Genomic DNA, 26,440 nt, shown 5'->3' with positions numbered 1-26,440 from the left:
ATCGCAGGCCTGTCGCCCCTCGGCACTCGTTTCGCGCTTGTCCAGCCTGGACGATCGCCAGCGAAGCAAGCGATCCTTCCTTCAAGCGACCGCATTTCCGGTCGCATCAGAAAAGCAGAGCCTCTTGTCAGCCAGGTTTGACGTAGGTCACAGCAGTAACCAAATCTTGATTTTCGGAAAATTGCACATCCTTGTACGTAAAAACCCTGGCCCCGGGGAAAACGAAATTCTGGATATCTTGTGCGGGAATATCTTTGAGCGTCGTTTTCGCTACGCTATTCGAATAGTTTTTTATTCCTGCGATTTGTTTCTGGGAGCTTCCTCCCGCAAGAATGTCAAAAAACCAGCCATAGTCCGGAGTCGTAGAGCGATCCTGGGTCGAGCTGCTGGCTGTGGATTGAAGCTGACCATTCTGTCCAACCGATAGCGTGTACGTGTCGGTGATCGTCGTATCCACGACGTTTCCCGATGCGGAGGTGTAATCAAACTGGAGATAGATATATAGCACCAGGTGTTGAACGATCGTGATCGTGCTGCCAGCGAAGGAAACCGAGCAATCGTATGAGCTGTGCAGGTCGAATTCACCGTAGGTCAGGCCAGATTTGTCGTGATTGTCGGCGTTGCTGGCGTAGGAAATCTTGAGCACTGTCGGTCCCGTCGGCACGATGATCGAATTCTGTGGAGTTTGCCCCGGCGTCAAGCGCATGTTTGTATCGAGACTCCCCATCATGTGTGCGGTAACCGATGTCCAGGGTTTCAAGCACGAGCGCGACACCTCGGAGGCGAGAAGCGTTCTGTAATAGTTGGCTAGTGTATTGCGGTTAATCGATATAATGCCGCTTTCATTGTCGACATTGGCGGGATCTACCCAATTCCAGTCGAAACCCGCCGCGCCGGGCAGGTGGTTGTTATTCGCAGCACAGAGATAGTCCAGCGTCACCACCTGTTTCTGTGCCGGGGTCGGGTTGGCTACCACGACGCCGTTTCCGTCACGAAACTGGCTGACTTCACGCTCCATCCCCGTCAGCCGTAGCGACGATCCGTCGGGGGCGTTGGCCACTGCGTGGACCGATAGCACTGGCTCGCCATGGGTCTTGGCGGAGGCGAAATAGAGGTTAACGAAGGACTTGGTCAGGATCAGACCGGCATCGGAAGAGGGGTCGAGGCCTGCAATTCTGGGGATTGACTGGACCACCGCATTGTCGAGGTCAAAGAGCAGTTGCTGCAGGCTGAAGGCTCCCGAGCCGAGATTCTTTAGTTGGTTGAGGAGCGCCTTTTTCTGCGCCGGATGATTGTTGAAATAAGGCGTATCGAGTTCATTGTCGAGCGCCTCATAGACAAGGTTAACCGTCGTGCTGAAGTACCACGGGGTTCCCGACGGTTGCGACCAGACGTTCCAGGAGCCTTGGCCGCCAAAGCCGCTGGGAGGGCTGTTCTGGATGACCTCGAACTCGGAGCAGAAGAGATTGAATCTGACATTGTTCGCAGACGACCCCAGATCGACAATCGCCGGCATATCCTTGGGCATTACGCCTGGCGGCAGACCGAGCTTGAGCTTCAGGCCGACAACAAACATGTTCTTGGTCAGAGTGGCGATTCTCGGGTCGCTGTAATCGGTGCCGTCGGGTATTTCGAAGGGGTCGATGCCGCCGGTCCTGGTCTTCAGGTCGTCGAGGCTGATCTGGACGGTCGGATTGCCTTTTGTATCGGCGAGAAAACACAGCGACGCCGTCGGCTGATCGATGGTGTCGAGATACTCCTTGAGACCCGAATTGATGCTTGCCTGGGTCGTTGCGACGACAAAATCGTAGCCATATTTCTGACTTGAAAGAAAGGATTTGTTGGCTGACATGATCTACCTCGCATTATGGTCGTTCGACTGCAGAGGGGAGGGACGACGTTACCCGATAAAGTGGCAAGGAGAGCACGGGTACGGGAAACATTGTCGGCGACATGATTTGGCGCCAGGTTTCGCCCCGAAGGAGCGAATTTGCATGCCTGTTGGCGACGGAAGAATGCGTTGAAGTTTGCCAGAGACAATGGCGGGCGGGATGGGGACAGGAAGAGATACGGCTGCCGCTAAAGGCCGCGTCGCCAGACTTGACAGCTATTTTTCCGGGACACCTTCGATCATCCACAGCGCGTCGTCGGCGGCCGAAATCCGGGTGGTCATGAACTCACCCTCGGGAACGATCACCTGCTGGGTATCGTCGTTGACGATGTACACGGTGCTGCCGTTGCGCAGGGGTGCGCCGTCGGCCGTCGACAGGCGCCATGTGGACGAGCGTGGCGCAAAGTCGGCGTAGTAGTAGTACAGGTCGGTCCGGCTTCCCGAGAAGAGGTGGTCGCAGCGTGTTCCTTTGCTGGTGAGATCCTCGCGGCTCGAAACGAGTGCCACGCAGGCACCATCCGCGACAAAGCCTTGGGTGGTGGATGCATAACCAGCGTTGTCCGGTAGAGACAGCTTCAGGCGGACTTTGTTGGCTTGCCCCAGGGTAGGTTTCCACTGACCCCACTGGGACTTGAAGGCGCTGATGTATCGGTTCGTCTTGAGGTGTTTCAGGAACACCTCGTCCCCGTACTTCAGGGCGCCTTCGACGGGCAGGCCGTCCACGACCGGTTCCACGCTCCAGGCGCTGCCGTCCCGATCGGTGCATAGATAGCAGTGGCCGTAGAGGGCGTTGTACCGGGAATTCAGGCGCTCGCCACCGTTGACGAGAAACACCTTGTCACCAAAACACAAGGGTCCTGAAGCCGGGCTGAGCTTGCTGATCGCCCAGGTTTGCTGGCGATCGTATTCGCCTTCCATGTAATCGTTGAAATAGTAGCAATCGGACGAGTTCTTCCAGTTGCCAAGGACGTTGTAGGAGCCGAGACCTTCCTCGCTGGAAATGAGCTTGATCGTGTCCTCACTGCCGGTCCCGAGAATCACTCCTTCGTCAGGGCGGTGAGCGGCGTTCTGGCAATAGAAAGTGACCGGAGCTTCGTAGCTGGTCGTGGGAAAGTACTCCGTCGCCGCCGGGTCATCCTTGCTGAATGGCACCACATAGTGTTCGAGAAAGCGTGACACGTACTGGCCCTGGGTGTTCCTGAGACGAAAGCGGTCGTAGAAGTGAACCGGTTCCCCTCTCTTGCGCGCCAGTTTCAGGAAGGCGAGGTCGCTGGCGTCGGTACGCGGCGTGGCCAGGCTGACCAGGTTCGTGAACGTCGGTGCATTTGCCGTGCGCTGGCCAAAATCCTCCGCGGCCCTGTCCAGCCCGCGCCACTCGAGGAGGGTGGCGATGATCGATGTATGGTCGAACGGGATGCTGCCCGGCGAGCGGAACACCGTACCCTTGGCGATGCGAGGAGAGACGAGAATCGCGGGTACCCGAGCACCATAGCGGTCAAAGTTGAAGTCATGCTGGCGCTCGAAGGCGGGCGTCCCCGTGCCCCAGGGCGGTATTGCCGGTGGTGGGGACACGTGGTCGAAAGTGCCGACCGGCTCGTCGAAAGTGATGATCAGCAAGGTCTTTTCCCATGCCTCCGTGTTGGCGATGAGGCTGGAATAGATCTTCTTGAGCAGGTTTTCGCCGGCGTCGAGGTTGCCGGGCGGGTGATAGTCGTTGCCCTGATGAAACAGGTAGGTGGACAGCGAGACGGCCGAATTTCCGGTTCCCTGGTGAGCGATGGTCCACTCCGGCTCGATATAGGTGAAATGCGGCAAACGTCCCTGTCTGGCCGAAACCAGGAACGAATCGAGCGTCGAGAAATGGGCGTTGGCGTTCGGTATCTTGCCGATCTCGGGAAAAAGCCGGTACGTGTAGTCTGCGCTCACTTCACTCGAACTGAGTGAGCGCAGGTACTCCATCACCATGCCCACCGTCGCGCGCGAGATCAGATTTCCGGGCGCGGCCAGCAGCACTCCCTCGATGGCCACGGCAAGCATGTTGAAATTGATCGGCAGATAGCCACTCTGCCTGACCACGGACCACGTCAAGCCGGCGTCGTGGAGTGCATTGAAGATCGTCCGCGCCCTGAAGCGGTCGTCGCCGATCAGTTCGCCGGAAACCTTTTCGAGCGCCTTGAGCGCTAGGTTGGTGGCGTCCTCGAGAAAGCCGTTATCGACCAGGCCCATGGACGTCCCGCACAGGGCGAAGGCCCGATTGGTATTGGTTTGCGACGGAACCGAGGAGAACCACAGGTCGCATACGGCGTAGTGCTCTGCCAGTCCGTTGAGTACCGGTAGCTGCGCCGGCGTGTAGCTCTGCATGACCTGCCCCGCGTAGCGTTTGACCGCCGCCGCGTCCTTGCCCTGACTGGCGAGCAATTCTGCGTAATCGCGCACGTAGCCGCGCATCGTCGGTTTGTCGCCGGGGCCCGCCTTCGTAGTGCCGAAGAGTTGCCGGGTGACGTGTTCGAAACTTTCGCCGGGATTGACGTTCGGTACGCCCAGGCCCTCAGCCCCGCGGGTCGGAAGCACCTTGATGTTTCGCGTCTGATCCTCGTTCGCGTAGGCGCTCGGAGTGATCTCCTGTAGCCCGTGATAAGCCGACTCCGACGGCTTGAGCGGAGGCGTGTTGCTGAGCGGCTTCTTGTTCTCGTAGAGCCAGCCCAGCATGCTGTCGAACGATCGGTTCTCGAGCATTAGCAGGACAACGTGTTCAACCTCGTTCATCGCCATGGCCTGCCCTCGGTGTAGGAAGCATGCGAATTACATTACTGCGTCATTGCCGACGAATTCTTCGCGCCGCCGCATCCGCTACTTGCCGCAGTGCTGCTCCTGGTGGTCCGGTTGTTCCTTGCTGTCCCACATTTCGCGCCAGTAGCCGTTGGCGCAAATGACCAGAGCCTGCTGCTTGCCAGCCGGGCCGGCGATGCGCAGGGCGCCGCCGGTGCTGGTGCTGTCCTCGATTCCCTCGCCCATGCCGCTGTCGATCAGGAACAGGATGCCGTAGCGCTGGAACAGCGTTTCTTCCTCCCGGTTCTTGTTGTCAGGGAACTTCACCCGGCCGTATTGGTGGCCCTGGACGATGTGGTTCACCTTCAGCTTGGATGCATATTTTTTCAACAGGGCTTTCGCGTCGGTGTCCTTGCTGCCGTCCATGAACCAGGGCATCCCGTTCGGGCCCTTCTTGTTCAGGCGCGCTTCGAGGATGGAATTTTCGTCGCTCAACTCCTTGGTCGCGAAGCCATCCTTGGCAAAGCCATTCTCGATGGCGGTGCTGAGTTCGGCAATGGTCCGGTTGTTGGTATTGCCGCCATGGCTGAAGAACCAATCATTGACCCGCACCGCAATGGGCAAGGCGCACAGGAACTGCCCGACGTCTCCTTGGCAACTGGCGACCTCGACCGGATCGATTTTGGCGGCCCGTAGTTCGTTGGCGAATTCCCTGGTCTTCTTCCCCAACGGGTTGGCCAGAAACTCAGCCTCGTGGTTGCCCATGGTGACGATGACTTGCCCGCCCTGGCGCGCTGCATCGGTTTGCAGGGCGCGCAGCAGCGCAATCACTCCCAGGGAATCGGTCCATTTGTCAATCATGTCGCCGGTGACCACGAGGACCGATTTGCCGCCCGTCCATTTCACCTGGTCCGGCGCGGTCGCCGTGCTTTCCGTGAGCATGGCCGCGGCCAGCACCCCGGCCAGCCGCACCGGATCGCCATGCGGGTCGCCGACTGCGAAGACCGTCTCGGTGGTGTCCAGCTCAACCACCGCCGGATGCTTCAGCCAATCGCGGCTGGCCTTGACCGCGCTGCTCTCGGCGGCGTGGGCTACTTCGCTGCATACGGCAAGGGCGAGGGTGAGCCCGGCAATCTTGGCAAACATGTTCGGCGTCATGTCGAATTCCTTCTGGCGGGAGAAAAAGTGCAGAAATCGGCTCTCGTTCACGTTTCAGCTACTTTGCGCATCATTTAGCCACAACCGCTAAACGATGCGATCATAAGAGCAAGGTCCGCGCCACTTCCTGGTAGCCCGGTAACGCCATGTATCGAAAAGGAGTTCTGTAAATGCTGTCCGCTCGCGGGTGGGTCTGAAGCTACCCGCCGCGGGTGACTCCAGGCGGCCTGAATCACCGTCGCCGCAGGCCCAGATCGCGGCCAGGATTGCCGCCAGAACAGGGCTGCAGAGGTCAGGCCGGTGCGCCGAAGGCGGCGGAAGCAGTTCGACCCGGGTGGGTCCGTCTTGCCCCAGCCGCCCACGCCCCGGAGATCGGGAAGGCAAAGTGTAGAAGCCAGCGCTGGCGTCAGGCGGGCTGGATTACCCCTGCTGCTTATGTCATCATCACGTCTGGCGAGACTGTGTGCCAGCAGGTGCCTGCCACGCCGGTGGCCTGGCCCTGCTGCCGAGATGACTGCCGCACTCACCAACAGTCGACACCTGGCCGCGCCACGCGGCGCGCCTGCCCGTTTTTTCTGCCGGGTTGTTTTTTTCGAGGAAGAGTGCGCATGACCGGTCCGTCCCAACGCCCCGAGCTGGAGCAGCTGCTGCTGTCTTTTCGGCAGGCCTTCATGACCGTTGGCGCGTTCAGTTTCTTCACCAATCTGTTGATGTTGACGCCGGCGATCTACATGCTGCAGCTCTACGATCGTGCGCTCGGGAGCCGTAATCCGACGACCTTGCTGATGCTGACGCTGATCGCGCTTGGGCTGCTGGCGCTGATGTCCCTGCTTGAATGGATCCGATCGATGGTCCTGGTGCGCGTCGGTGCTCGTCTCGATCTGGACATCAACCAGCGCATCTTCGACGCGACCTTCGAACGAAATCTGCGGCAGGCAGGCCAGAATCCGGCGCAGGCCCTGCACGACCTGGCATCGATGCGCCAGACCTTGACCGGTGCCGGGTTGGTGGCCCTGACCGACGCGCCGTGGATGCCGATCTATTTGATAGCGATCTTCATGATGCACCGTGAACTGGGCGTCTTCGCGCTGATCGGCGTGCTTGTCCTGGTGGCTCTGGCGTTTGTTAACGAGCGTGTCTCGGCGGGGCCGCTGGGCGAGGCGCAAAAGCTGTCGATGGCAGCCAATGCGCAGGCCAACAACAACCTGAGAAATGCCGAGGTGATCGAAGCCATGGGCATGCTGCCGGCGATTCGCGGGCGCTGGTTCAAGCTGCACCGGAAGTTTCTCGAACAACAGGCTCTGGCCAGCGATCGCGCCGGCATGTTGACGGCGCTGACCCGCTTTGCGCGTATCTCGATGCAATCCCTGACGCTGGGCTATGGCGCGCTGCTGGCGATAGAAGGAGAAATCACGCCGGGAATGATGATCGCCGGGTCGATTCTGGTCGGCCGCGCACTGGCGCCGGTCGAAGCGCTGATCGGCAACTGGAAACAGCTGGTGTCGGCACGCGCCGCTTACAAGCGTCTGGTCGAGCTGCTCGGCCTGTACCCGGCGCGGGCTGCCGGAATGCCGCTGCCGAGGCCGCTGGGTGACGTGGTCGTCGAGAACGCGGCGACGGGGGCGCCGGGCAGCAAGACGCTGATCCTCAAGAATGTGAACTTCAAGTTGCAGGCCGGCGAGGTTGTCGCCGTGATCGGTCCCAGCGCTTCCGGCAAGTCGACGCTGGCGCGCTTGCTGGTCGGTGTCTGGCCAACGCTGGCCGGATCGGTGCGCCTGGACGGCTCTGAGATTTTCAAGTGGAACAAGGATGAGTTGGGCCCCTATCTGGGTTATCTGCCGCAGGACATCGAGTTGTTTGGTGGGTCTGTCGCCGAAAACATCGCCCGTTTTGGCGAAGTCGATTCGGACCAGGTTCTGGCGGCGGCTCAGGCTGCCGGCGTTCACGACTTGATCCTGCTCTTGCCGAACGGCTACGACACCCCGCTCGGCGAGGCGGGAAGCGCTCTGTCGGGTGGCCAGAAACAGCGCATCGGTCTGGCCCGTGCGCTTTACGGCGACCCGGCGTTTATTGTCCTCGACGAACCGAATTCCAACCTCGACGATCAGGGCGAGGCGGCCCTGGCCGAAACGATCCGGCGCCTGAAAGCGAGGAAGCGGACAGTGGTCATCGTCACCCACCGGATGACCACCCTGGTGGTTGCCGACAGCATTCTGGTGATGCAGGAGGGAACGGTGAAGGCACACGGTCCGCGCGACCAGATTCTCGCGGCCATGCGCTCAGCCAATCCGCCCAATCCGCCGCCTGCCGCCCCGGCGCCAAAGGCGGCGAGCGCAGCAAATTCAACGCCTACAGCGCCGGCCGGGCAGAGCGCGGTTGCGGCAAGACCGGCGACGACTACTGCGGCGCCGGCGGGCGGACTTCCGTCGACGCCGGTCATTGGCGTCTGACTGGCGAGGCACAGAACGATGGCCAACAACTTGTTCGAAGGCGCGAAAGCTGGCGACAGTGAGATTACCGAAGTGAGCGACCTTTCCGCCCGGCCAGCAAAGGCGGGCGCCAGCGGCGTCGACATCAATCATCACCGGGTTTCCCGAATTGGCTGGGTGGTCCTGATTCTGGGCTTTGGCGGCTTCATGGTGTGGGCGGCTTTGGCTCCACTCGACCAGGGCGTTCCCGCCAGCGGCCAGGTGGTGGTCACCGGAAATCGCAAGACCGTACAGAATCTCGGGCCGGGGATGGTCGAGGCGATCCTGGTCAAGGACGGGGATGAAGTCAAGAAGGGCGACGTCCTGCTGCGGCTCGATCCGACGACCGCGCGCTCGCTGCATCAAGTCACCCATAGTCAGTGGCTGGTGGCCAAAGCCACCGAGGCGCGCCTGCTGGCCGACGTGGCGGGGCAATCGGAGATCGTTTTCCCCGCGGAGCTCTTGAAGAGCAAGGACGATTCACGGGCGGCCAGCGCGATGGCGGTGCAGACGCAGCTTCTGCGTTCGCGGCAGGCGGGACTGCAAGCCGAGCTGGGAGCGATGCAGAATACCCTGGCGGGCCTGCAGTCGTACGCCAAAGGCCTCGAGGCGACGCGACGCTCGAAGGAGGAGCAGGCGCGGCTGCTGCGCGAAGAACTGAAGGGGCTGCGCGAGTTGGCGGCCGAAGGCTACCTGCCGCGCAATCGCCTATCGGAACAGGAGCGCCTGCTGGCGCAACTCAACGGCGCGATTTCCGAAGACCTCGGGAATCTTGGCCGCGCGCAGCAGAGCATCGGCGAAACACGAATGCGCATGGTGGCGCGGCAGCAGGAGTACCACAAAGAGGTGGAGAGTGCGCTGGCGGAGGTGCAGAAGGAAACCACCTCGCTGGAGAGTCGGCTCGAGGGTCTGGCCTTTGAACTGGAGAACACCACCGTGTACGCGCCGAGTGAAGGCGTCGTCGTCGGTCTCAGCGTGCATACCGTTGGCGGCGTCCTGGCGCAAGGTACGTTCCTGATGGACATCGTGCCGAAGAACGAGCCCTTGCGAATCGAGGTGCATATTCCCACCGACCTGATCGACAAGGTTCGCTTGGGCCTGCCGGTGGAAATTACCTTTCCGGCCTTCAACCAGCGGACGACGCCGCAGATCCCCGGCGAGTTCGTGCAGGTTGACGCCGATGCGACGACCGATCCGCAAGGCAAGGTGCCGCCGTTTTACCGCGGCAAGGTGGTGGTCACGGAAGCCGGCATGAAGAAGCTGAAACTGCACGAAATCAGGCCCGGGATGCCGGCCCAGGTATTCGTCAAGACGGGTGAACGGACGATGCTCAACTACCTGTTCAAGCCCCTCGTCGACCGAATGCACGCCGCATTGACCGAGGAATGAGCATGCGCAGCCGCCTTTTCCGGTTCGCTGCCTGCGGCCTGGTGCTGTTGTCGTCGGGTGCCTTCGCTGCCGGTCTCCTCGACGCCTATCGTGCCGCCCGTCAGCACGACCCGGCCTTTCAGGCGGCGCGTTTCGAGCGCGACGCCGGCCAGTACGCGATCGACATCGGGCTCGCCGGCCTGCTGCCGACGGTTTCGATCACGGGCAGCTACGCCAAGAACACCGGTGAGCGCGAGTCTACGCTGGTCGACGTGACGCAGGACCTCGACTACTACGACAAACAGGCGGCGCTGACGCTGCGGCAGCCGCTTTTCAACTTCGAGAGCTACGTGCGCTATCGGCAGGGCGGCGTGCAGGCCGCCTACAGCAATGCGGTGTTCGATCGCAAGGAGGCGGAGCTGGCGAGCAAAGTGTCGACCGCCTACTTTGAAGCCCTGCTGGCGCTCGAGCGGCTGACGCTGAGCGAGGCCGAAATCGTTGCCTATGGCGCCCAGCGCGAACTGGCCGAACGTCGGCGGTACGGTGGGGAGGGGACGATTACCGAGATCGCCGAGGCCGAGTCGAGGCTCGAGTTTGCCCGCGCCGGTCGTGCCGAGGCGCTCGATCGGGTGGCAGTGACCCGGCGCGTACTGGAAGGCATCACCGGTACGCCGATGAACGATCTATGGGTGCTGCGGCCGGATTTCATTCCGACCGGCATCGTGCCAGGCCGGCTCGACGAATGGTTGGCGCTGGCGCAGGAGCACAACCCGGAGATTCGCGCGCGGAGAAAACTCGTTGAGCTGGCTGGCCTGGAAGTGGACCGCGCGCGTGCCGGCCATTTGCCGCAACTGGATCTGGTGGCGCGGGCGCTGAAAGCCGAGAACGAAACCATCTCGACGCTTAACCAGAAAAGCTCGATCACCACCGTGGGTGTACAAATCAATATTCCGTTGTTTGCCGGTGGCCGGGTGAACGCCCTGACCGGGCAGGCGATCGCCAATCGCGGGCGCTCGATGGCCGAACTCGACCTGGCCACGAACGACGCCATGGTCGAGGTCAAACGCCAGTTTCTGGCCGTCGAGACCGGTGTCGGTAGAGTGGCTGCGTATCGCAAAGGGGTTGACGCAAGCGTCGTCGCCGTCGAAGGGACCAAGCGCGGGATGCGGGCCGGAATCCGTACCAATACGGACGTTCTTGACGCCGAACGGCAGATGTTTTTTGCCAAGCGCGATCTCGCGCAGGCGCGTTTCGAATTTCTTGCCAGTACGCTACTCTTGAAAACGGCTGCCGGAGTTCTCTCGGAAAAGGATTTTGCCGAGATCGAGGCGCTGCTGGTGCCGCAGTACGAGGGTGGGCGGTCGACGCCCGTGTCGGTCAAGCGTTCCGGCGGGCCGTCGTCGTAACGGCGACAAGCGCGCACGGAGAAACGACGAGGCCGGGAGTTCCACGACGTCTCCGCCTTCCACGATTTCTGCGCGGCGCACGCTTGGTTTGGCATGCGCAAGGCCGTGTTGCCTGTGATCTGCTGATCCTGGGCAGCATGGCTTTGCGCTTCGGGGGGACGGAGTGCGACTAGGCGGCGAGCGATCGATCACTTTTCGACTGACGCTGCTTTTCGCCACGGTTTCGGCCGCGGTCCTGCTCCTGCTCGGCTTCCTGATCGGCAACTCGGTCGAACGGCATTTCGAGGAGCAGGATATGGAAGTGCTCACCGGCAAGCTGCGCCTGACACAGCACGCTCTCGAGAAAGTGCGTTCCGAAGCCGATCTGGAACTCGTTCCGGAGCGCCTCGACGATTCGCTGGTGGGCCACTCCGGCCTGGCGATTCTGGTCATCGCTCCGGCCGGGAAAACCCTGTTTGCCAGTCACGGCGCGGATTTCCCGCCGGCGCTTCTCGAGCGGGGCGCGCAGGATCCGGTAGCGGAGCGGTTGGCGCCGATGGTCTGGAGAACGCGCACGGCACTGCCCCTGCGCGGGATCGCGGCAGCCGCCCGAACCGGCATCGCCGGGGCGCCGTCGGCAGTCGTCGCTGTGGCCATAGACATTTCCCACCATGAGCACTTCATGACCGCCTTCAGAACCACACTGTGGTCGTTCGTGGTCCTCGCCGCCGCCTTGAGCGGCTTTCTCGGTTGGGTCGTCGTGCGCCGCGGACTGGCTCCCCTGCAGGCGATCAAGCGCCAGGCAGCGGGAATCACGGCGCAGCGCCTTGACGCGCGGCTGGCTGCCGCCGCCGTGCCGGTCGAACTCGCCGAACTGGCCAGAACGCTGAACGAAATGCTCGCCCGACTCGAGGACTCGTTTCGCCGGTTGTCCGATTTTTCTTCTGATCTGGCGCACGAACTGCGTACCCCGGTGAGCAATCTGTTGACGCAAACGCAGGTGACGCTGGCCAAGGATCGTTCGCTCGACGAGTACCGCGATGTCCTGGCGTCGAACGCCGAGGAGTTCGAGCATCTGGCGCGCATGATTGCCGACATGCTCTACCTGGCCAAGGCGGATAATGGTCTGATCGTTCCCAATCGTGAATCCTTCGACCTGGGCGCCGAGGTCGAAAGATTGCTCGAGTTCTACGTCGTGCTGACTGAGGAAAAGGACCTGGCGGTGCGCAGTTCGGGGAGCGGCGTGGTTTTCGGCGATCGGCTGATGTTGCGTCGAGCGATCAGCAATCTGCTTGCCAACGCCATTCGTCACGCGCCGGCCGGCGGCTGGCTTGCAGTGCAGCTCGACGCAAGCGATCCGACGCTGGTCACTCTGGTGGTGGAAAACTCCGGGGCGACGATTCCGGAGGAGCATCTGGCACGTCTCTTCGACCGCTTCTATCGTGTCGACGCCTCGCGCCAGCATCTGGGCGACGGCGCCGGGCTGGGGCTGGCGATTACGCGCTCGATCGCGCGCGCGCACGGCGGCGAAGTGCGGGTCAGCTCGCAGCACGGACGCACCCGCTTCGAGTTGCAGCTTCCGGCGGCAACGGCCAAAGGCGACCGGCCGCTTGACCTGGCTTGACTGCAGGGCGCATGCTGGCGGCACAGCGGAAGTCTCTGCGCGCTGGCTGCGCGGACGCTGCGAGTGGCAGTTCCTCAATCTATTCAGACAGGAGAACAAGATGCCAACGGATTCCAAGGTGGTCTCTAAAGCAGCCGCGAAAGCTGCGTCAGGGAAGGCCAGCCAGGCAGTGCCTGAGAGCGCCGCTGCCGGCTTGCGCTATTGCTGTCAGCCCGTCCAGCATCCACGGCAGTTCGACCCCGCGGTCGATGTGCTGCGTTCGCGTGCGATACTGGCCGGCGGCAAGAAATGGGTCAACGGAACGCAGTTGACCTACTGTTGCTACAAGGCCGGGCATGCCGTTGCCAACGCCTGGAAAGGCAAGGCCAGCGACATCGAAGAAGTGCGCCAGGCCTTCGCCGCCTGGTTCAAGCTGGGCATCGGCATCAGCTTCAAGGAACTTGCCGAGCCCGAAGACGCGATGCTGCGCATCGGCTTTGCGCCGGGAGACGGCTCGTGGTCCTATGTTGGCCGCGATAACCTGGGGATTCGTGACCCGCTGCAGCGAACGATGAATTTTGGCTGGGCGCTGAACACGGCCTACGGACGCGATACCGCACTGCACGAGATTGGCCACGCGCTAGGCCTGGAACACGAGCACCAGAACCCCTTCGCAGGGATCACCTGGGATATCAACGCCGTGCGCAATTATTTTCAGGGGCCGCCGAACAACTGGGATGCGCAGACCATCGAGTGGAACATCCTGCGCAAGATCAGCCCGGGCGAAGTGAAAGGCACCAACTGGGACCCCAATTCGGTGATGGAGTACGCTTTTGGCGCTGGCCTGATCGTCGAACCCGCCGCCTATCGTGCGGGCTTGCAACCCAAGGGCGGGCTGTCGGCGGCCGACAAGACGTGGATCGTCGAGTCGTATCCGGGGACTGCTCCGACGCAGAAAATCCCGGAACTCGAAGTCGGCTTGTCGCAAAAGCTGGCGCTCAGGGCCGGCGAAACGCGCGTCTTCGATTTCGCGCCGAAAATATCGCGGACCTACAGCATTGCCACCTTCGGCAGTGCGGACACGCTGATGGTCCTTTTCGAGGTCAGGAGCGGCGGCAACGTGCAGATCGGCGGTGACGACGACAGCGGTAGCGATCGCAACGCGAAGATCGACATGCGCCTGATCAGGGGGCGGCGTTATCAGATCGGTATCCGTTTGTACTACGCGCAGATGGCCGCCGAAACAGCGGTGATGGTCTGGTAATGACGTGCTCATCGTCTGGTGGCGTTGCGGATAGGGGTGACCGGCTTCGTCCGCAGCCCGGCGCGTAGATGAGTGGGGCGGGTGCATGCCGATTGCTCGGCGAGGTGCCGGTGCTCATCGTTCACCCGCCAGGAGGGGCGGCGCCTTTACCCACGGTGCTGTGGTTTCACGGCCTCGGCGCAGACAAGGAGTCGCACCTGCCCGAACTGCAGCGCTTTGCCGCGGCAGGACTGTTGGCGATCGGCGTCGATGCGGTGGGTCACGGGCAGCGACGGCTAAGCGACTTCGAGCAGCAGTTCGCCCGGCCGGCTGAACAAAGGGAGCAGCTTTTCAATACGCTGGTGGCGCAAACGGTCGCCGAGCTGCCCGGCCTGCTCGACGCGCTGGTCGACAGCGGTCTGAGCGATGGGCAGCGACTTGCCGTCGCCGGGGTTTCGATGGGAGGCTGCATCACTTACGGGGCGGCCAGCCGTGATCGCCGCCTGCGTGCGGCGGTTGCGCTGCTCGGCTCGCCGGCCTGGTTGTTTGCGCAACAGGGCGACTTTCCCGTGGCGCGCTTCTTTCCGACGGCGCTGCTTTCGATTACCGCCGAGAACGACTGCGTTGTTCCGCCGGCAGCGGCACGGACCCTGCACGAAGCGCTGGCGATTCACTACGCGTCGCACCCGGAGCGGCTTGATTACCGGGTCATTGCTGGCGCCCCGCACTTCATGAATGGCGAAGACTGGGCCCGCGCAGTGGGTGACGCCAGTGCCTGGCTCGCCGGCTTTGTTTGCCGATCGGTTGGCTGATCGGCCCGGGGGGCTGCTACGGGGCCGACGCAGATCGTCTGGTGGCAGCGGCTGGCGGTAGCAGGGCGGGCTTCCGGCCGGGAGTCGGCTCAGACGCGCTCGATGATCATCGCCACGCCCTGGCCGACGCCGACGCACAGGGCGCACAGCGCGTAGCGGCCGGAGCGGCGGCGGAGTTCCCAGGTGGCGGTGGCCACCAGGCGGGCGCCGGTCATGCCGAGAGGATGGCCGATGGCAATCGCGCCGCCGTTTGGGTTGACGTGCGCGGCGTTGGTCGGGATCGACAGGTCGCGCAGCACAGCGATGCATTGCGCGGCAAAGGCTTCGTTGATTTCGATGACGTCCATCTGGTCGAGGCGTAGTCCGGTCCTGGCGAGCAGCTTGCGGATCGCGGGGACCGGACCGTAGCCCATGATGCGTGGTGCGACGCCGGCGGTGGCCATGGCCACGACGCGGGCGCGCGGTGTCAGGCCGTGCTTGAGGGCGGCTTCCTCGCTGGCCATGAGCAGTGCGCAGGCGCCGTCGTTGATGCCTGCCGAGTTGCCGGCGGTGACCGTGAGTCCGGGGCCGTTGATTCCTTCGCGCTTGGCCAGTCGTGACAGGGTCATGTCCGGTCGTGGGTGTTCATCGGTGCTGATGACGTTCGAGCTGCCTTTCTTCTGCGCCAGACGGACCGGGATGATCTCGTCGGCAAAGCGCTCGGCTTCGTGCGCGGCACCCCAGCGTTGTTGCGAGCGCAGGGCGAAAGCATCCTGGTCGGCGCGCGAAACGCTGAATTTGGCGGCGACGTTGTCGGCCGTTTGCGCCATCGAGTGCGTGTCGTGGAGTTTTTTGAGCAGCGGGTTGACGAAGCGCCAGCCGAGCGTCGTGTCGTGGATCGCGGCGCTGCGCGAGAACGCGCTATCGGCCTTGGGCATCACGAAAGGCGCCCGCGACATGCTCTCGACGCCGCCGGCAATCATCAGCTCGGCTTCGCCGGCCTTTATCGAGCGAGCTGCCAGGCCGATCGCATCCATCCCCGAGGCGCAGAGGCGGTTGACCGTCGTCCCGGCGACCTCGACCGGCAGGCCGGCGAGCAGGCCTGCCATGCGCGCAACGTTGCGGTTGTCTTCGCCGGCTTGATTGGCGCAGCCATAGATCACGTCATCGACCAGCGACCAGTCAACGCCGGCGTTGCGGTCGATCAAGGCGCGAATCGGCAGCGCAGCGAGGTCATCGGCGCGCACGCCGGAGAGCGCGCCGCCATAGCGGCCGATCGGGGTCCTGACTGCGTCGCAGATAAGAGCTTCGTTCATTTACGGGGATTCCTTGAAGTGGTCGAGCGCGTACGCGCTGGCGTCGACCGGGGCTGCGGGGGTTGGTGCAGGCGACAGCCGACGGCGGTGTTGCGCGGCGTCGCGTCGACCGTCTGCAGTGAGTGCGGGGGAGGTGCCGGAAGCGCCCGTCGAGGTCGAGGCCTCATTGCAGATTTCCCTGAACCGCGCCCGTCAGCAGGGCGGCGGTTCCGGTTGGCGAGCGATCTGTGCTGTCGTCGGCTGCGCGTCCTTCGCTTTCGCGCGCCAGGCTCAGGCAGTCGATCGGGCACGCCGAGGCGGCCGGTTTCCGGCTGGATCTATTGCAGGGGTAGGCAAAGGCCGAGTCGGCGAGCGTGAACAGAGAGCGATCGTGACGGATAGGATGGCCGTCGACCATATCCCGTCGCACGAACATCGTCAATCGCGAGTAAGCCGGGCAAATGCTGACCCCTTGCGGGTCAATCGGTTTGCAGGTCGCGTTGCCACTGCAGATGGCGCTCGCCGGCTGGTCGGCGTGGAGGAGTGCGCGGTCGTGATTCGCGCTCGCGCTGCCAGGCCAGGCCAGGCATGAAACGTCTTTCGGAAAAAGGAAGCTTGCGCGCAAGGCGGGTCGGTGGCTATTGTCTGTCGCTGCCCGGTGCTTGTTTGCGTAACTCGATCAGTGGCTGCACGCCGGGCAGGTCGAAACGCTTGCGGTCCGGCTCGACTGCGCTCAGCGCTTCGGTCTCGACCAGCGTTGCCAGCGAGCGTTGGGTGAGTTCCTGATAGGTCAGCGTTCCTTCGACTTTCCAGGCCATCTCCTGCTCGCTGAGCCGGCGCATGACCTTGGCGGGAACACCGGCGACCAGCGAGCGCGGGGGAACGTCCATTCCGGCCCTGACGAAGGCGCACGCGGCGATGATCGACGACTCCCCGACGACCACGTTGTCCATGATCACTGCATTCATGCCGACCAACGCGTTCCTGCCGATGCGGCAGCCGTGCAGCACGGCGCCGTGGCCGATATGGCCATCCTCCTCGATGATCGTATCGCTGCCGGGGAAGCCGTGCATGACGCAGGTGTCCTGCACATTGACGCCGCGCTCGAGAATCAGGCGTCCGAAGTCGCCGCGCAGGCTGGCACAGGGGCCGACGTAGCAGCCGGGCCCGACGATCACATCGCCGATGAGAACGGCAGACGGATGAACGTAGCTGCTGGGATCCACGACAGGAATGATTCCGTCGATGGCGAAAACGCGTGGGCGGTTCATGTGGATGCTCCAGGCAGGGGCCGGCGCCATTCGAGTTCTTGGGGCGATGTACGGGACTCGAACCCGTGACCACTGGAATCACAATCCAGGGCTCTACCAACTGAGCTAACACCGCCACTGATCTGGCGCGCCCGGCGAGACTCGAACTCACGACCCCCGGCTTAGAAGGCCGGTGCTCTATCCGGTTGAGCTACGGGCGCAAGTGCGAGGCTTCCTTGAGAGGATTTCCCGCGAGTACCGCCTGTACCGCTTATTGATGCTGGTGCCACTGGTCGGGGCGGTGGGATTCGAACTCACGACCCTCTGCTCCCAAAGCAGATGCGCTACCAGGCTGCGCTACGCCCCGAGGAAGCGCGCATTCTACAAGCTGGCATCACGGGGGTCAATGACGGCCGGCATGAATTTGATGACCTGTAAATCGCCAGGGCGTTCGACATTGTGCACCTCCATGCAGCGCGCCGACCTTGACCGCGCTTTCCGCCTGCGGTATATCGCTGAGAGTGCGTCAAGCGACGGGGGCAGCGGGCGCCGAAAGAACGATTCCTTGATCGTCGTGCCGACGGTCGGTACCTACGAAAACTGAGAAACCTTGGGGAGCGGCAATGGAACGTGAAGCGATGGAGTATGACGTAGTGATCGTCGGCGCGGGGCCGGCAGGCTTGAGTGCGGCGATTCGCCTCAAGCAGCTCGATTCCGAGCTGTCGGTCATGGTGCTGGAGAAGGGCTCGGAGGTGGGTGCGCACATCCTCTCCGGCGCGCTCTTCGAGAGCCGCGCGCTCGAAGAGCTGCTTCCCGACTGGCAGGCCATGGGTGCGCCGCTGCAGACCCCGGTCAGCGAGGATCAGGTCTATCTGTATCGCAGCGAAACGGCGGCCGTCAAACTGCCCGCTTTCGCCGTCCCGGCACCGATGCACAACGCCGGCAACTACATCATCAGCCTGGGTAGCCTGTGCCGCTGGCTGGCCGAACAGGCGGAAGCGCTGGGCGTCGAGATCTTTCCCGGCTTCGCAGCCGCCGAGCTCCTCTATCACGACGACGCCTCGGTAAAAGGCGTCGCCACCGGCGATCTCGGACGTGACAAGAACGGCGAGCCGAAGGAAGGTTTCCAGCCGGGCCTCGAACTGCACGCCAAGTACACGCTTCTTGCCGAAGGCGCGCGCGGACAACTGGGCAAGGAATTGATTGCCAGATACGATCTTGCGGCCGGTGCCACCGCCCAACACTACGGCCTCGGCATCAAGGAACTGTGGCAGATCGAGCCGGCGAAACACCAGGCGGGCCTGGTCGTTCATGGCGCGGGCTGGCCGCTCAGTGAGCACGGCGCCACCGGTGGTTCCTTCCTCTACCACATGGCCGACAATCAGGTCGCCGTCGGGCTGATCGCCGACCTCAACTACGCCAATCCCTATCTCTCGCCGTTCGAGGAATTTCAGCGTTTCAAGTCGCAGGCGCAGATCAGAAAGTATCTGGAAGGGGGCAAACGCCTGTGCTACGGCGCGCGAGCGATTACCAAGGGCGGCCTCAACAGCCTGCCAAAGCAGACTTTTCCGGGCGGACTATTGATCGGCTGTGACGCCGGTACGCTGAATTTTGCCAAGATCAAGGGCATTCATACGGCCATGAAATCGGCGATGCTTGCCGCCGAAACAGTTCACACTGCGTTGCAGGGGGGCGATCAAGGGCACAGCGATCTGCTCGCGTACGAGGAGAACTTCAAGGCTTCCTGGCTGTATGCCGAACTCCACCAGGCGCGCAATTTCGGGCCGGCCTTGCACAAGTTCGGTACTTTCCTGGGTGGCGCCTTCAACTGGGTTGAGCAGAATCTATTCGGTGGCCGCATGTTCTTCACCCTCAAGGACGAGACGAGTGACCACGAACAATTGCAGCCCGCTGCCAGCCATCAGCCGATCGAGTACGCGCGGCCCGACGGCGTCCTGAGTTTCGATCGCCTGTCGTCGGTATTCATTTCCAATACGGCGCACGAGGAGGAGCAACCGGTCCATCTGCAGTTGCTCGACAGCAGCAAGGCGATTGCCGTCAACTTCAAGGAATACGCTTCGCCCGAGCAGCGCTATTGCCCGGCGGGTGTCTACGAAATCGTCGAAGAGGCAGCCGGCCCGCGTCTGCAGATCAATGCGTCGAACTGCGTCCACTGCAAGACCTGCGATATCAAGGATCCGACGCAGAACATCCGCTGGGTGGCGCCCGAAGGAGGCGGCGGGCCGAACTATCCGAACATGTGAGCACTTGGCGCCCGGGCAGGTGCGCCGCTTCTGGCCCTGCCCAGGGGTAGTCCGCGAGGCTGCCGCCCGCTGACTGTCAGCCGGTCGATGCGCGATGCCGGGCAAGCGCCCAGGCCACGTGCTCACGCAGCATCGGCGAGGGGTCATCCTGGCGCGAAGACAGCGCGGCGATAATCGCTGGCGCGCTGGGTGCATTGCCGAGGGCGACAGCGATATTGCGCAGCCAGCGCAGGTGCCCGATGCGGCGAATCGGGCTGCCGGCGAGGCGGGCGTTGAAGTCCCCCTCGCTCCAGGCAAAAAGCGTGGTCAACGGCGTCGCATCGAGACCGTTGCGCACGGCGAAGTCGGGGTCACCGATGCGGGCGAAACGGTTCCACGGGCAGCACAGCTGGCAGTCGTCGCAGCCGTAGATGCGGTTGCCGATCAGCGGTCGCAGGGCGACCGGAATGGCGCCGTGCAACTCTATCGTCAGATACGAAATGCACAGGCGTGCATCCACTTCGTAGGGGGCAACGATGGCCGCGGTCGGGCAGGCGTCGAGGCAGCGACGGCAGTGGCCGCAATGCTCGGCAATCGGCGCGTCGGCGGGTAGCGGCAGGGTGCTGTAGATCTCGCCGAGGAAGTGCCAGGAACCGTCGCGTGTCAGCGACAGCGTATGCTTGCCGCGCCAGGCGATGCCCGCCTGACGGGCGAAGTCGGTTTCCATGACCGGCGCCGAATCGGAAAACACGCGGCAGGCAAAGGGCTCTGCCAATTCCAGGGAGGCAACTTCCTGACGCAGGAAGTCGGCAAGTTTCTGCAGCCGCTGCCGGACGGTCTTGTGGTAGTCCCGGCCGAGTGCGTAGCGCGAGACATAGGCCAGCTGCCCATCGTCGAGCACCGCTTGTCCGTCGACGGCGGCGGGCCAGTAAGGCAGCCGTACCGAAATGACCGACAGCGCTCCCGGCAGCAGGAGCTGCGGCGTCGCGCGCAGGGCCGCATGTTTAGCCATATAATCCATTTCGCCGTGCCGGCCCAGCGCAAGCCAGCGCATCAGCCACGGCGCCGCCGCTGCCACATCGGCCCTCGCAATGCCGATCGAGGCAAAGCCGAGTTCCTGACCCAAGTCCTTGATTTTTTGCGCCACTGTGGCGTAAGTGGCGTGCTGGTCGGCGACGCCGCCGTCGGCGCCTGTTTGGGAGTTCCCTTCTTGCATAGCAGCGATGATAACCAGTCGGCTCTCAGCCTGCATCTTCCAGACGATGCGGCGACCGCCGGGCTTGGCCGCCGACTGGCGCCCCTGCTGTCGCCGGGGATGGTCGTCTGGCTCGACGGCGACCTTGGCGCCGGGAAAACTTCGCTGGTCCGCGCCATGCTGCGCTTGCTCGGCCATGTCGGTCCCGTCAAAAGCCCTACCTATACACTGGTTGAAATTTATGTGATTTCGAGGATATACTGGTATCACTTTGATTTCTATCGGTTCAACTTTCCAGAAGAGTTCGTGGATGCAGGGCTTGGCGAGTATTTCCGTGACGATGCCGTGTGCTTGGTCGAGTGGCCGGACAAGGCTGCAGGCCAGGTGCCTGCGGCCGACCTCGTCCTTGTCTTCCATATTTGCACGAACGGTCGGACGCTGGACGTCGTTGCGAATACCGAGGAGGGGAAAAAATGTCTGAAAGCGCTGAAGAGCGGTTGGCAGGACGCCGGCGACTGATCAAGTTTGCCGGTGCTTCGCTGTTTCTGACAGTCAGCCCCGTATCGCAAGCCTCCGCCAACAGAAGTCCAGGCGTTCTTGCCGTTCGCATCTGGCCGGCACCAGAATATACGCGCGTGACGATCGAACTCAGCGCGCCATTGAAGTACACCCATTTCACGGTGAAGAATCCAGAGCGCCTGGTCGTGGACCTGGAAGGTATCGAGTTGACCAGCGTGCTGGAGAGCCTTTCCAGGAAAGTGCTGCCGGACGATCCCAACATCAAGCTGGTGCGCGCCGGGCGTTACAAACCGGGAGTCGTTCGCCTGGTGATGGAACTCAAGACAGAGGTTGCACCGCAGGTTTTCGAACTGGCGCCGGTGGGCGACTACGGGCATCGCCTGGTCCTTGACGTCTATCCTTCGACGCCGCCAGACCCCTTGCTTTCGCTTCTCGACAGCAAGGATTGGCAGGCGCCGGTCGAGAACCGGTCCGGGATCACCGCCGAGACGCGTGCCGAAGCGATCGCCGAGGCCAAGGCAGACGCGAACGCGCCCCAGCTCGCCGAGCCCCGGCCGGCGAGCAAGAGTCGTGGCCGGCCGGTCATCGATCGCCTGGTGACGATCACCCTCGATCCGGGCCACGGTGGCGAGGATCCTGGCGCCATCGGGCGCGGTGGCAGCTACGAGAAACACGTCACGCTGGCAGTGGCCAAGCGCTTGCGGGCGAAGATCGCGGCCCACCCCAACATGCGCGCCGTCCTCACCCGCGAGTCCGACTTCTTCGTCCCCTTGGGCGATCGCGTGCGGAAGGCGCGTCGCATCCAGTCCGATCTCTTCGTTTCGATCCATGCCGACGCCTTTGTCAGGCCGGACGCCAATGGGTCGTCGGTGTTCGTTCTTTCCGAAAGCGGGGCGTCGAGTTCGGCGGCGCGTTATCTGGCGCAAAAGGAAAACGCGTCCGACCTGATTGGCGGCGTCAATATCGACACCAAGGACCCGGTCCTGGCACGTACGCTGCTCGATCTGTCGCAGACAGCGACGATCAGCGATAGCCTCAAGCTCGGCAAGGCGGTCCTCGGGGAGATTGGCGGTATCAACCGCTTGCACAAGGCGAGCGTCGAGCAGGCCGGTTTTGCCGTTCTCAAGGCGCCTGACATTCCGTCGATCCTCATCGAAACCGCCTTCATCTCGAATCCGGAGGAGGAAAAGCGCCTCAACGACGACGCCTACCAGGATAAGCTCGCCGAGGCAATTTTCTCGGGAATCAAGAAATACCTGGCCATGAATCCGCCGCTGGCCAAGTCAACGCTGGCTCGACTTGATTAGTCTGACCCCTGCTCTCGGCAGTGCGCGACTTGCCCGGCAAGTGGGGCCTGCGCAGAGGTAAATAGAGGTTCCAAATATCCGTCGGCGCTGCTAGAATGCCGACCCTGCACGTGCTTCAAGGATCACCGTGCCGCTGTAGCTCAGTCGGTAGAGCAGCGCATTCGTAATGCGAAGGTCGACAGTTCGATTCCGTCCAGCGGCACCAGTAAATCAAGCACTTAGCCCGGCTCACAAGGTCGGGCTTTTTGTCGGGCTATCACCGGGCTAGCACTCGCCGGTTTTTTTTGCAGCATGTCTTGCCCCGCCGATCGGCTCATCCTCGCCGGTCGCAGGCTGAGCCTTCGCCCAATCCTGAGCGCTGGCTGACCACATCCCGGCTGGTAAGCTCTGTCTTGGTAATCATCGCTTCGACGTCGGCGCTTGCCAATTCCCCGAATGCTCCCAGAGCTCCGATTTCGCGTCAGCTGCGTTTTCCGGGGGGCTATCGTGTGATCCGATCACATGATGCAAGCGATTTAGAGGCTGTGTGGAAGGTGCCAAGCGTTTCGGTTGCCTAGCCCGTCGCCGGGTTGTCGATCTACGCGCTATCGGCACCAACCAGACACACCGTCAAGGATGGTCCCATCGCGGCCCTGCGTGCCGCGCTATGTCGAATGGCATCAGCAATGCTGACCTCGCCAGTCACGGCCAGCCGGTCTTTCCACATGCCCAGATGCCGCCCTTGCAGCTCCAGAGCCCGTAGCGCTGCCGCATGACTGGCCATCAAGGCATTGCCATCCTTGCCAATCGTCTTGCTCATGGCGTCCTGCTTCACCGCTTCGAGATCAAACAGCACCTTGTCCTGCGTGATTCCGGTACGTAGCGCTCGGGCGTTCATGCGTTCGGTGATTGCTTCCTGAACTGTAGTTTTCTGCAGCAGCTGATAGCCGATCTCTGACGCCCGCCGGGAACTGTACCCTGCGCGAATTGCTGCTTTGCTCGCCACCAGATCACAGAGATACTCGTCAACGAAACGACTTTGCCTTGGCGTCATTGCCTCTTCCTTCTCACGGTCGCCACTCTCCGACACTGGCGCTGCTCGCTTGGCCTTGCGCCTCCAAGCAGTCACGGAAGGCCTGCAAACTCCCGTGCTCTGCCATCACGGCCGCGCGACTGGTTCCCGCTTTCTCCAGCAGCCAGTCGAGTTTGCACCCCACGTCGTTCTGCTGCCGGTGTTGCTCCAGCTTCGTCAAGCGACGTTCCAAGGGGCTCACAAGGCAACATCCTGTTCGGACAGAAGAATCACGCGAGCTGGTCGCCGGTGAGTGCCGGCCAAGGCTTCGACCTTCGACCGTGTCATGAAATCATCTTCCGATTCGTCGGTCTGGCGGTCCACAACCTTGTCGCCGATGATCGCTCGGACAACCTCGCCGGAGTCTGCTCGGATAATTCGCCTGAGTATGAGTGCGACGCGGTTTGCCTCGGGGTGTGCCCCTGCTTCAAGCTTGGTCATGCGACGCTCCAGCGCGGTGCTCATTTCGCTGTTTCCAGTTCAGTGCTGCGCGCTTCGATCGCGTTGCCTTCCTCGTCGATTTCCACAACACCGGCGCCAGCAATCAGCCGAAGGCGAGACGTTACCCGCATGGTGCCGGGCTCGATCATGTGGACGATGCAGTTGAGCTGTTCGCCAGCGCCGATTGGACGTTCCAGCTTGCTCACCCGTTTCTGCAAGGCGTTCATTTTTTCACTTCGAGTGCGCTAATACGGGCTTCAAGCTCTTGAGTCTCCACCGCCTTGCGGCGTGCCTCTACGATACCCGTCAAGGTCGCCGCCTCAGCCGGCAGGATGTCGCCGGCCGCCACCGCTTGCAGGATGGCCGCCTGAGCTTGCGCGACGCCATCAGCAGAGCTTGTATCCGGCAGGTCCAGGAAGATCGGGCGCTCCTTCGCCGGTGGCACAAGCCGTTCGAGTACCAGTCTGGCCGCGCTCATGTCTCCCTGTTTGGCCATTTCGACGATCTTCTTGGCGATAGCGGCGGCACCTTCTTCCATCGCTGCCAATGCCACAAGGGTGACACGGTTCCTGCTGCCCGGTGGTCTGCCCTTTGGATTTCCGCTTTGACCGGGTTTCCAGCCCGGGCGCAGGTTTTCGGCTTTCGTCGTTTCGCTCATTGCCTGTATCTCACCGGTGAAAATTCAATGGTCTGCACAGTGTTACAGCGTTACGTCTGAGTAGTTTTCGAAAGCCTCATCGTCTAAGCCTCGCGTGATCGAGTCATCAGCTTCGAGAATCAGCTTTTCAAGCATCGCCCTTCGAGTGACGCCGTGGTGTCGTGCAAGCCGGTCCAGTGCCCGATCAGCCTTCGTGGTCACCCAAGCCTGCAGACGTCGCTCGCCGTTGTCGCCGGCTGTCGATCGCCGAGCCCGATATGCTCGCTGTCGTTCCGTTGCTGTAGCCATGTCGTATCCGTTAGGCTGTAACGGTGCCATTATAGCAGCGTTACGCTGTAACGTGCATTGCCCGCTCTGGTTGGGTTGCGCTACAAGCTCAGAAGCGAAGGCCCTTGAATAATCTTGCAAGCACCGGACACGCCGTATAGAGACAACCTGTCCGAGGCCGTTTTGGCTTGAGACTGCTGGAAATCGCACCCGGCTCAGTGCTCAAGCCTCTACCGGCCTTTGCGCTTTTTTGGCAAAAGGGATGAACACTCCGCAGTCGTCTGCTACGCTTTCCCTGCTGGTTTGGTCCGCAAGAGTTTATCGAGGTTGCTTCGGAGGTGCGTCTGCATCACGCAACTGATCGGTACGGGCGGACGGGCTTTTCGATTGCCCGGTGGCGGTTACGGCGCTTGCCGTGTCTCCAGACCCCTGAGTGCTAATGCGTAGGCTGCGACCACTCCAAATCAGCTTTCTTTCTGATCGTGGCTGGTGTTCTCGCCGAAGTCAGCAATCGCGCCGACCAATGGGAAAGCCTTGCTGCCGCGGCGTCCTCCGACTTTGCAACTTCCAAAGACCGATGGCAATGGAAAGGCAGTCCTGCACACGAACGTGCGGCAGGGTCTTGCCGCTAACCTTGGCAGAGATCCATACGCGCCGCGGCAGGTCTGATGGTCGAGAACCGTGGTGCGTGCCGGGCGCGAGAACCCTCATCGCGTGCCCGCCTCTCGACGCGGGACATAGTCCGAGATTGGCCAAAGCGGCCAGTCGTCTGTTTAGTTTGCATTTCTTAAAGGCGGCATGCACACTGAACGGCGATTCGGTTGTAGTAGCGCTTTCTACCGCAGACGACACGGGCAAGGCCCGCTTGCCGATTGACCCCCATATGACCACCCTTGCTCTCTTGATAGTCTTTGCCGCGCTGGCGTGGGCAGCGTGGAAAGCTTTTGCCGCGAAGCCTACCTCGCTTACGCGAAGGCCATCGTCAGAAGAGCAGAGTTCGGCAGAGTTTGGCACTAGGCCGGTGCCGCCGGCGCCCCCGCGTGAAGATCCTCAGGCGCGCCACGTAAAAAGCGCTCTGCAGTTTGCCAAAGCACAACACAGTACGCTCAAGGTGCAACGACGAGAGCAGGACGCATGGCAAAAAGCGTATGGGAATGAGAATGCCATCCAGCTTGACCAGCTCAGCGGTCCACAGTTCGAGAAGTTTCTAGCCGGACTATATCGAGCACAAGGGTATCAGGCAGACCTTACTTCCGCAACGGGAGACTACGGTGGCGACCTCATCCTGCGCAAAGACGGACAGTGTATCTGCGTCCAAGCCAAGCGCTATGCTGGGAGTGTTGGAGTCTCGGCCGTGCAAGAAGCGCTGTCAGGAAAATCCTATTATCAATGCGACGCAGCTTGGGTAATTACGACCGGCGTATTCACTACAAATGCGCTTGAGCTGGCGAGGAAATCAGGGGTAAAAATGATAGGCCGCAGCGAAATCGGCAATCTCATGGCGAAGTACGCCGTCACCATTAACAATCCCTAGCATC

At 62.1% G+C, this 26,440-nt stretch carries 21 protein-coding genes and 4 tRNA genes; 11 read left to right on the top strand and 14 right to left on the bottom strand.

Annotated elements, in window-relative coordinates; genetic code table 11:
• Window positions 1-127: 127 nt before the first annotated feature.
• The 3 genes from QZ613_RS07875 to QZ613_RS07865 all read right to left on the bottom strand — a co-directional run bounded on the left by QZ613_RS07875 (window position 128) and on the right by QZ613_RS07865 (window position 5,692).
• Window positions 128-1,852: a hypothetical protein gene (locus tag QZ613_RS07875; RefSeq protein ID WP_043570164.1), complete on the bottom strand. Its 1,725-nt coding sequence runs from the start codon at window positions 1,850-1,852 to the stop codon at window positions 128-130.
• Between the two features lie 255 nt (window positions 1,853-2,107).
• Window positions 2,108-4,657 carry an alkaline phosphatase family protein gene (locus QZ613_RS07870; RefSeq protein ID WP_291903750.1) on the bottom strand — a complete coding sequence of 850 codons (2,550 nt, stop codon included), beginning with the start codon at window positions 4,655-4,657 and terminating at the stop codon, window positions 2,108-2,110.
• Between the two features lie 84 nt (window positions 4,658-4,741).
• Complete coding sequence (locus QZ613_RS07865; RefSeq protein WP_291981987.1) at window positions 4,742-5,692, bottom strand: metallophosphoesterase; 951 nt, start codon at window positions 5,690-5,692, stop codon at window positions 4,742-4,744.
• A 734-nt stretch (window positions 5,693-6,426) separates the two neighbouring features.
• Here QZ613_RS07865 and QZ613_RS07860 point away from each other — a divergent pair.
• The 6 genes from QZ613_RS07860 to QZ613_RS07835 all read left to right on the top strand — a co-directional run bounded on the left by QZ613_RS07860 (window position 6,427) and on the right by QZ613_RS07835 (window position 14,697).
• The gene (locus QZ613_RS07860; RefSeq protein ID WP_291903752.1) at window positions 6,427-8,268 is read left to right on the top strand and encodes a type I secretion system permease/ATPase; all 1,842 of its coding nucleotides are present in this window, start codon (window positions 6,427-6,429) and stop codon (window positions 8,266-8,268) included.
• 18 nt (window positions 8,269-8,286) lie between these two features.
• Entirely contained in the window at window positions 8,287-9,675 is a 1,389-nt protein-coding gene (locus tag QZ613_RS07855) for an HlyD family type I secretion periplasmic adaptor subunit (protein ID WP_291865792.1), read from the top strand.
• Window positions 9,676-9,677: 2 nt separating this feature from the next.
• The gene (locus QZ613_RS07850; RefSeq protein WP_291903754.1) at window positions 9,678-11,060 is read left to right on the top strand and encodes a TolC family outer membrane protein; all 1,383 of its coding nucleotides are present in this window, start codon (window positions 9,678-9,680) and stop codon (window positions 11,058-11,060) included.
• Between the two features lie 163 nt (window positions 11,061-11,223).
• Window positions 11,224-12,663, top strand: coding sequence for a heavy metal sensor histidine kinase (locus QZ613_RS07845; RefSeq protein WP_291865796.1), 1,440 nt, complete (start codon window positions 11,224-11,226; stop codon window positions 12,661-12,663).
• 100 nt (window positions 12,664-12,763) lie between these two features.
• On the top strand, window positions 12,764-13,906 hold the full coding sequence (locus tag QZ613_RS07840) for a M12 family metallopeptidase (RefSeq protein ID WP_291981985.1): 1,143 nt from the start codon (window positions 12,764-12,766) through the stop codon (window positions 13,904-13,906).
• A 68-nt stretch (window positions 13,907-13,974) separates the two neighbouring features.
• Window positions 13,975-14,697 (top strand): dienelactone hydrolase family protein, encoded by a 723-nt coding sequence (locus tag QZ613_RS07835; protein ID WP_291981983.1) that lies wholly within the window; start codon window positions 13,975-13,977, stop codon window positions 14,695-14,697.
• A gap of 89 nt (window positions 14,698-14,786) precedes the next feature.
• Here the strand turns inward: QZ613_RS07835 and pcaF are convergent, their stop codons facing one another.
• The 6 genes from pcaF to QZ613_RS07805 form a co-directional block, all read right to left on the bottom strand.
• Window positions 14,787-15,992 carry a 3-oxoadipyl-CoA thiolase gene (gene pcaF, locus QZ613_RS07830; protein ID WP_291865801.1) on the bottom strand — a complete coding sequence of 402 codons (1,206 nt, stop codon included), beginning with the start codon at window positions 15,990-15,992 and terminating at the stop codon, window positions 14,787-14,789.
• A gap of 163 nt (window positions 15,993-16,155) precedes the next feature.
• Window positions 16,156-16,407 carry a hypothetical protein gene (locus tag QZ613_RS07825; RefSeq protein WP_291981981.1) on the bottom strand — a complete coding sequence of 84 codons (252 nt, stop codon included), beginning with the start codon at window positions 16,405-16,407 and terminating at the stop codon, window positions 16,156-16,158.
• 202 nt (window positions 16,408-16,609) lie between these two features.
• Window positions 16,610-17,242, bottom strand: coding sequence for a phenylacetic acid degradation protein PaaY (gene paaY / locus QZ613_RS07820; protein ID WP_291865803.1), 633 nt, complete (start codon window positions 17,240-17,242; stop codon window positions 16,610-16,612).
• 39 nt (window positions 17,243-17,281) lie between these two features.
• Window positions 17,282-17,357, bottom strand: a tRNA-His gene (locus tag QZ613_RS07815).
• Between the two features lie 8 nt (window positions 17,358-17,365).
• Window positions 17,366-17,442 (bottom strand) — tRNA-Arg (locus QZ613_RS07810).
• Between the two features lie 69 nt (window positions 17,443-17,511).
• Window positions 17,512-17,588: transfer RNA gene (locus tag QZ613_RS07805), tRNA-Pro, on the bottom strand.
• A gap of 256 nt (window positions 17,589-17,844) precedes the next feature.
• On the opposite strand from QZ613_RS07805, the gene QZ613_RS07800 reads away from it, so the two are divergent.
• A complete protein-coding gene (locus tag QZ613_RS07800; RefSeq protein WP_291903360.1) occupies window positions 17,845-19,485 on the top strand; it encodes an electron transfer flavoprotein-ubiquinone oxidoreductase in 1,641 nt (546 codons plus the stop codon).
• Window positions 19,486-19,561: 76 nt separating this feature from the next.
• On the opposite strand, the gene queG is transcribed toward QZ613_RS07800, so the two are convergent.
• Window positions 19,562-20,692: a tRNA epoxyqueuosine(34) reductase QueG gene (queG, locus tag QZ613_RS07795; RefSeq protein ID WP_291982131.1), complete on the bottom strand. Its 1,131-nt coding sequence runs from the start codon at window positions 20,690-20,692 to the stop codon at window positions 19,562-19,564.
• On the opposite strand from queG, the gene tsaE reads away from it, so the two are divergent.
• The 3 genes from tsaE to QZ613_RS07780 all read left to right on the top strand — a co-directional run bounded on the left by tsaE (window position 20,627) and on the right by QZ613_RS07780 (window position 22,690).
• The gene (gene tsaE, locus QZ613_RS07790) at window positions 20,627-21,178 is read left to right on the top strand and encodes a tRNA (adenosine(37)-N6)-threonylcarbamoyltransferase complex ATPase subunit type 1 TsaE (protein ID WP_324593521.1); all 552 of its coding nucleotides are present in this window, start codon (window positions 20,627-20,629) and stop codon (window positions 21,176-21,178) included. The two genes, queG and tsaE, sit on opposite strands and share 66 nt — an antisense overlap.
• Window positions 21,133-22,485, top strand: a complete 1,353-nt coding sequence (locus QZ613_RS07785; protein ID WP_291981979.1) for an N-acetylmuramoyl-L-alanine amidase — start codon at window positions 21,133-21,135, stop codon at window positions 22,483-22,485. Before tsaE ends, QZ613_RS07785 begins: the two co-directional genes overlap by 46 nt.
• 129 nt (window positions 22,486-22,614) lie before the next feature.
• Window positions 22,615-22,690, top strand: a tRNA-Thr gene (locus tag QZ613_RS07780).
• A 372-nt stretch (window positions 22,691-23,062) separates the two neighbouring features.
• Here QZ613_RS07780 and QZ613_RS07775 read toward each other — a convergent pair.
• The 4 genes from QZ613_RS07775 to QZ613_RS07760 form a co-directional block, all read right to left on the bottom strand.
• On the bottom strand, window positions 23,063-23,518 hold the full coding sequence (locus QZ613_RS07775) for a terminase small subunit (protein WP_291981977.1): 456 nt from the start codon (window positions 23,516-23,518) through the stop codon (window positions 23,063-23,065).
• A 216-nt stretch (window positions 23,519-23,734) separates the two neighbouring features.
• Window positions 23,735-24,001 carry a hypothetical protein gene (locus QZ613_RS07770; protein WP_291981975.1) on the bottom strand — a complete coding sequence of 89 codons (267 nt, stop codon included), beginning with the start codon at window positions 23,999-24,001 and terminating at the stop codon, window positions 23,735-23,737.
• Complete coding sequence (locus QZ613_RS07765) at window positions 23,998-24,204, bottom strand: hypothetical protein (protein WP_291981972.1); 207 nt, start codon at window positions 24,202-24,204, stop codon at window positions 23,998-24,000. The genes QZ613_RS07770 and QZ613_RS07765 overlap by 4 nt, the downstream gene beginning before the upstream one ends.
• Window positions 24,201-24,635 (bottom strand): DUF5681 domain-containing protein, encoded by a 435-nt coding sequence (locus tag QZ613_RS07760; protein WP_291981970.1) that lies wholly within the window; start codon window positions 24,633-24,635, stop codon window positions 24,201-24,203. The genes QZ613_RS07765 and QZ613_RS07760 overlap by 4 nt, the downstream gene beginning before the upstream one ends.
• 1,015 nt (window positions 24,636-25,650) lie before the next feature.
• Here QZ613_RS07760 and QZ613_RS07755 point away from each other — a divergent pair.
• A complete protein-coding gene (locus tag QZ613_RS07755; RefSeq protein ID WP_291981968.1) occupies window positions 25,651-26,436 on the top strand; it encodes a restriction endonuclease in 786 nt (261 codons plus the stop codon).
• Window positions 26,437-26,440 lie beyond the last annotated feature (4 nt).

Source organism: Candidatus Accumulibacter sp. ACC005, assembly GCF_907163215.1.
In the GTDB taxonomy this organism is placed as follows: domain Bacteria; phylum Pseudomonadota; class Gammaproteobacteria; order Burkholderiales; family Rhodocyclaceae; genus Accumulibacter; species Accumulibacter regalis.
The sequence above is the reverse complement of the archived record's forward strand: the minus strand, read 5'-3'. Positions and strand labels throughout refer to the sequence as shown.

Excerpts from the sequence above, each read along its gene's own strand:
- pcaF (WP_291865801.1), bottom strand. The coding sequence starts at position 15,992 with ATGAACGAAGCTCTTATCTGCGACGCAGTCAGGACCCCGATCGGCCGC.
- QZ613_RS07825 (WP_291981981.1), bottom strand. The coding sequence starts at position 16,407 with ATGTTCGTGCGACGGGATATGGTCGACGGCCATCCTATCCGTCACGAT.
- QZ613_RS07765 (WP_291981972.1), bottom strand. The coding sequence starts at position 24,204 with ATGAACGCCTTGCAGAAACGGGTGAGCAAGCTGGAACGTCCAATCGGC.
- QZ613_RS07860 (WP_291903752.1), top strand. The coding sequence starts at position 6,427 with ATGACCGGTCCGTCCCAACGCCCCGAGCTGGAGCAGCTGCTGCTGTCT.
- QZ613_RS07855 (WP_291865792.1), top strand. The coding sequence starts at position 8,287 with ATGGCCAACAACTTGTTCGAAGGCGCGAAAGCTGGCGACAGTGAGATT.
- QZ613_RS07870 (WP_291903750.1), bottom strand. The coding sequence starts at position 4,657 with ATGAACGAGGTTGAACACGTTGTCCTGCTAATGCTCGAGAACCGATCG.
- QZ613_RS07760 (WP_291981970.1), bottom strand. The coding sequence starts at position 24,635 with ATGAGCGAAACGACGAAAGCCGAAAACCTGCGCCCGGGCTGGAAACCC.
- QZ613_RS07835 (WP_291981983.1), top strand. The coding sequence starts at position 13,975 with ATGAGTGGGGCGGGTGCATGCCGATTGCTCGGCGAGGTGCCGGTGCTC.
- QZ613_RS07770 (WP_291981975.1), bottom strand. The coding sequence starts at position 24,001 with ATGAGCACCGCGCTGGAGCGTCGCATGACCAAGCTTGAAGCAGGGGCA.
- QZ613_RS07785 (WP_291981979.1), top strand. The coding sequence starts at position 21,133 with ATGTCTGAAAGCGCTGAAGAGCGGTTGGCAGGACGCCGGCGACTGATC.
- QZ613_RS07800 (WP_291903360.1), top strand. The coding sequence starts at position 17,845 with ATGGAACGTGAAGCGATGGAGTATGACGTAGTGATCGTCGGCGCGGGG.
- paaY (WP_291865803.1), bottom strand. The coding sequence starts at position 17,242 with ATGAACCGCCCACGCGTTTTCGCCATCGACGGAATCATTCCTGTCGTG.
- QZ613_RS07775 (WP_291981977.1), bottom strand. The coding sequence starts at position 23,518 with ATGACGCCAAGGCAAAGTCGTTTCGTTGACGAGTATCTCTGTGATCTG.
- QZ613_RS07840 (WP_291981985.1), top strand. The coding sequence starts at position 12,764 with ATGCCAACGGATTCCAAGGTGGTCTCTAAAGCAGCCGCGAAAGCTGCG.
- QZ613_RS07850 (WP_291903754.1), top strand. The coding sequence starts at position 9,678 with ATGCGCAGCCGCCTTTTCCGGTTCGCTGCCTGCGGCCTGGTGCTGTTG.
- QZ613_RS07875 (WP_043570164.1), bottom strand. The coding sequence starts at position 1,852 with ATGTCAGCCAACAAATCCTTTCTTTCAAGTCAGAAATATGGCTACGAT.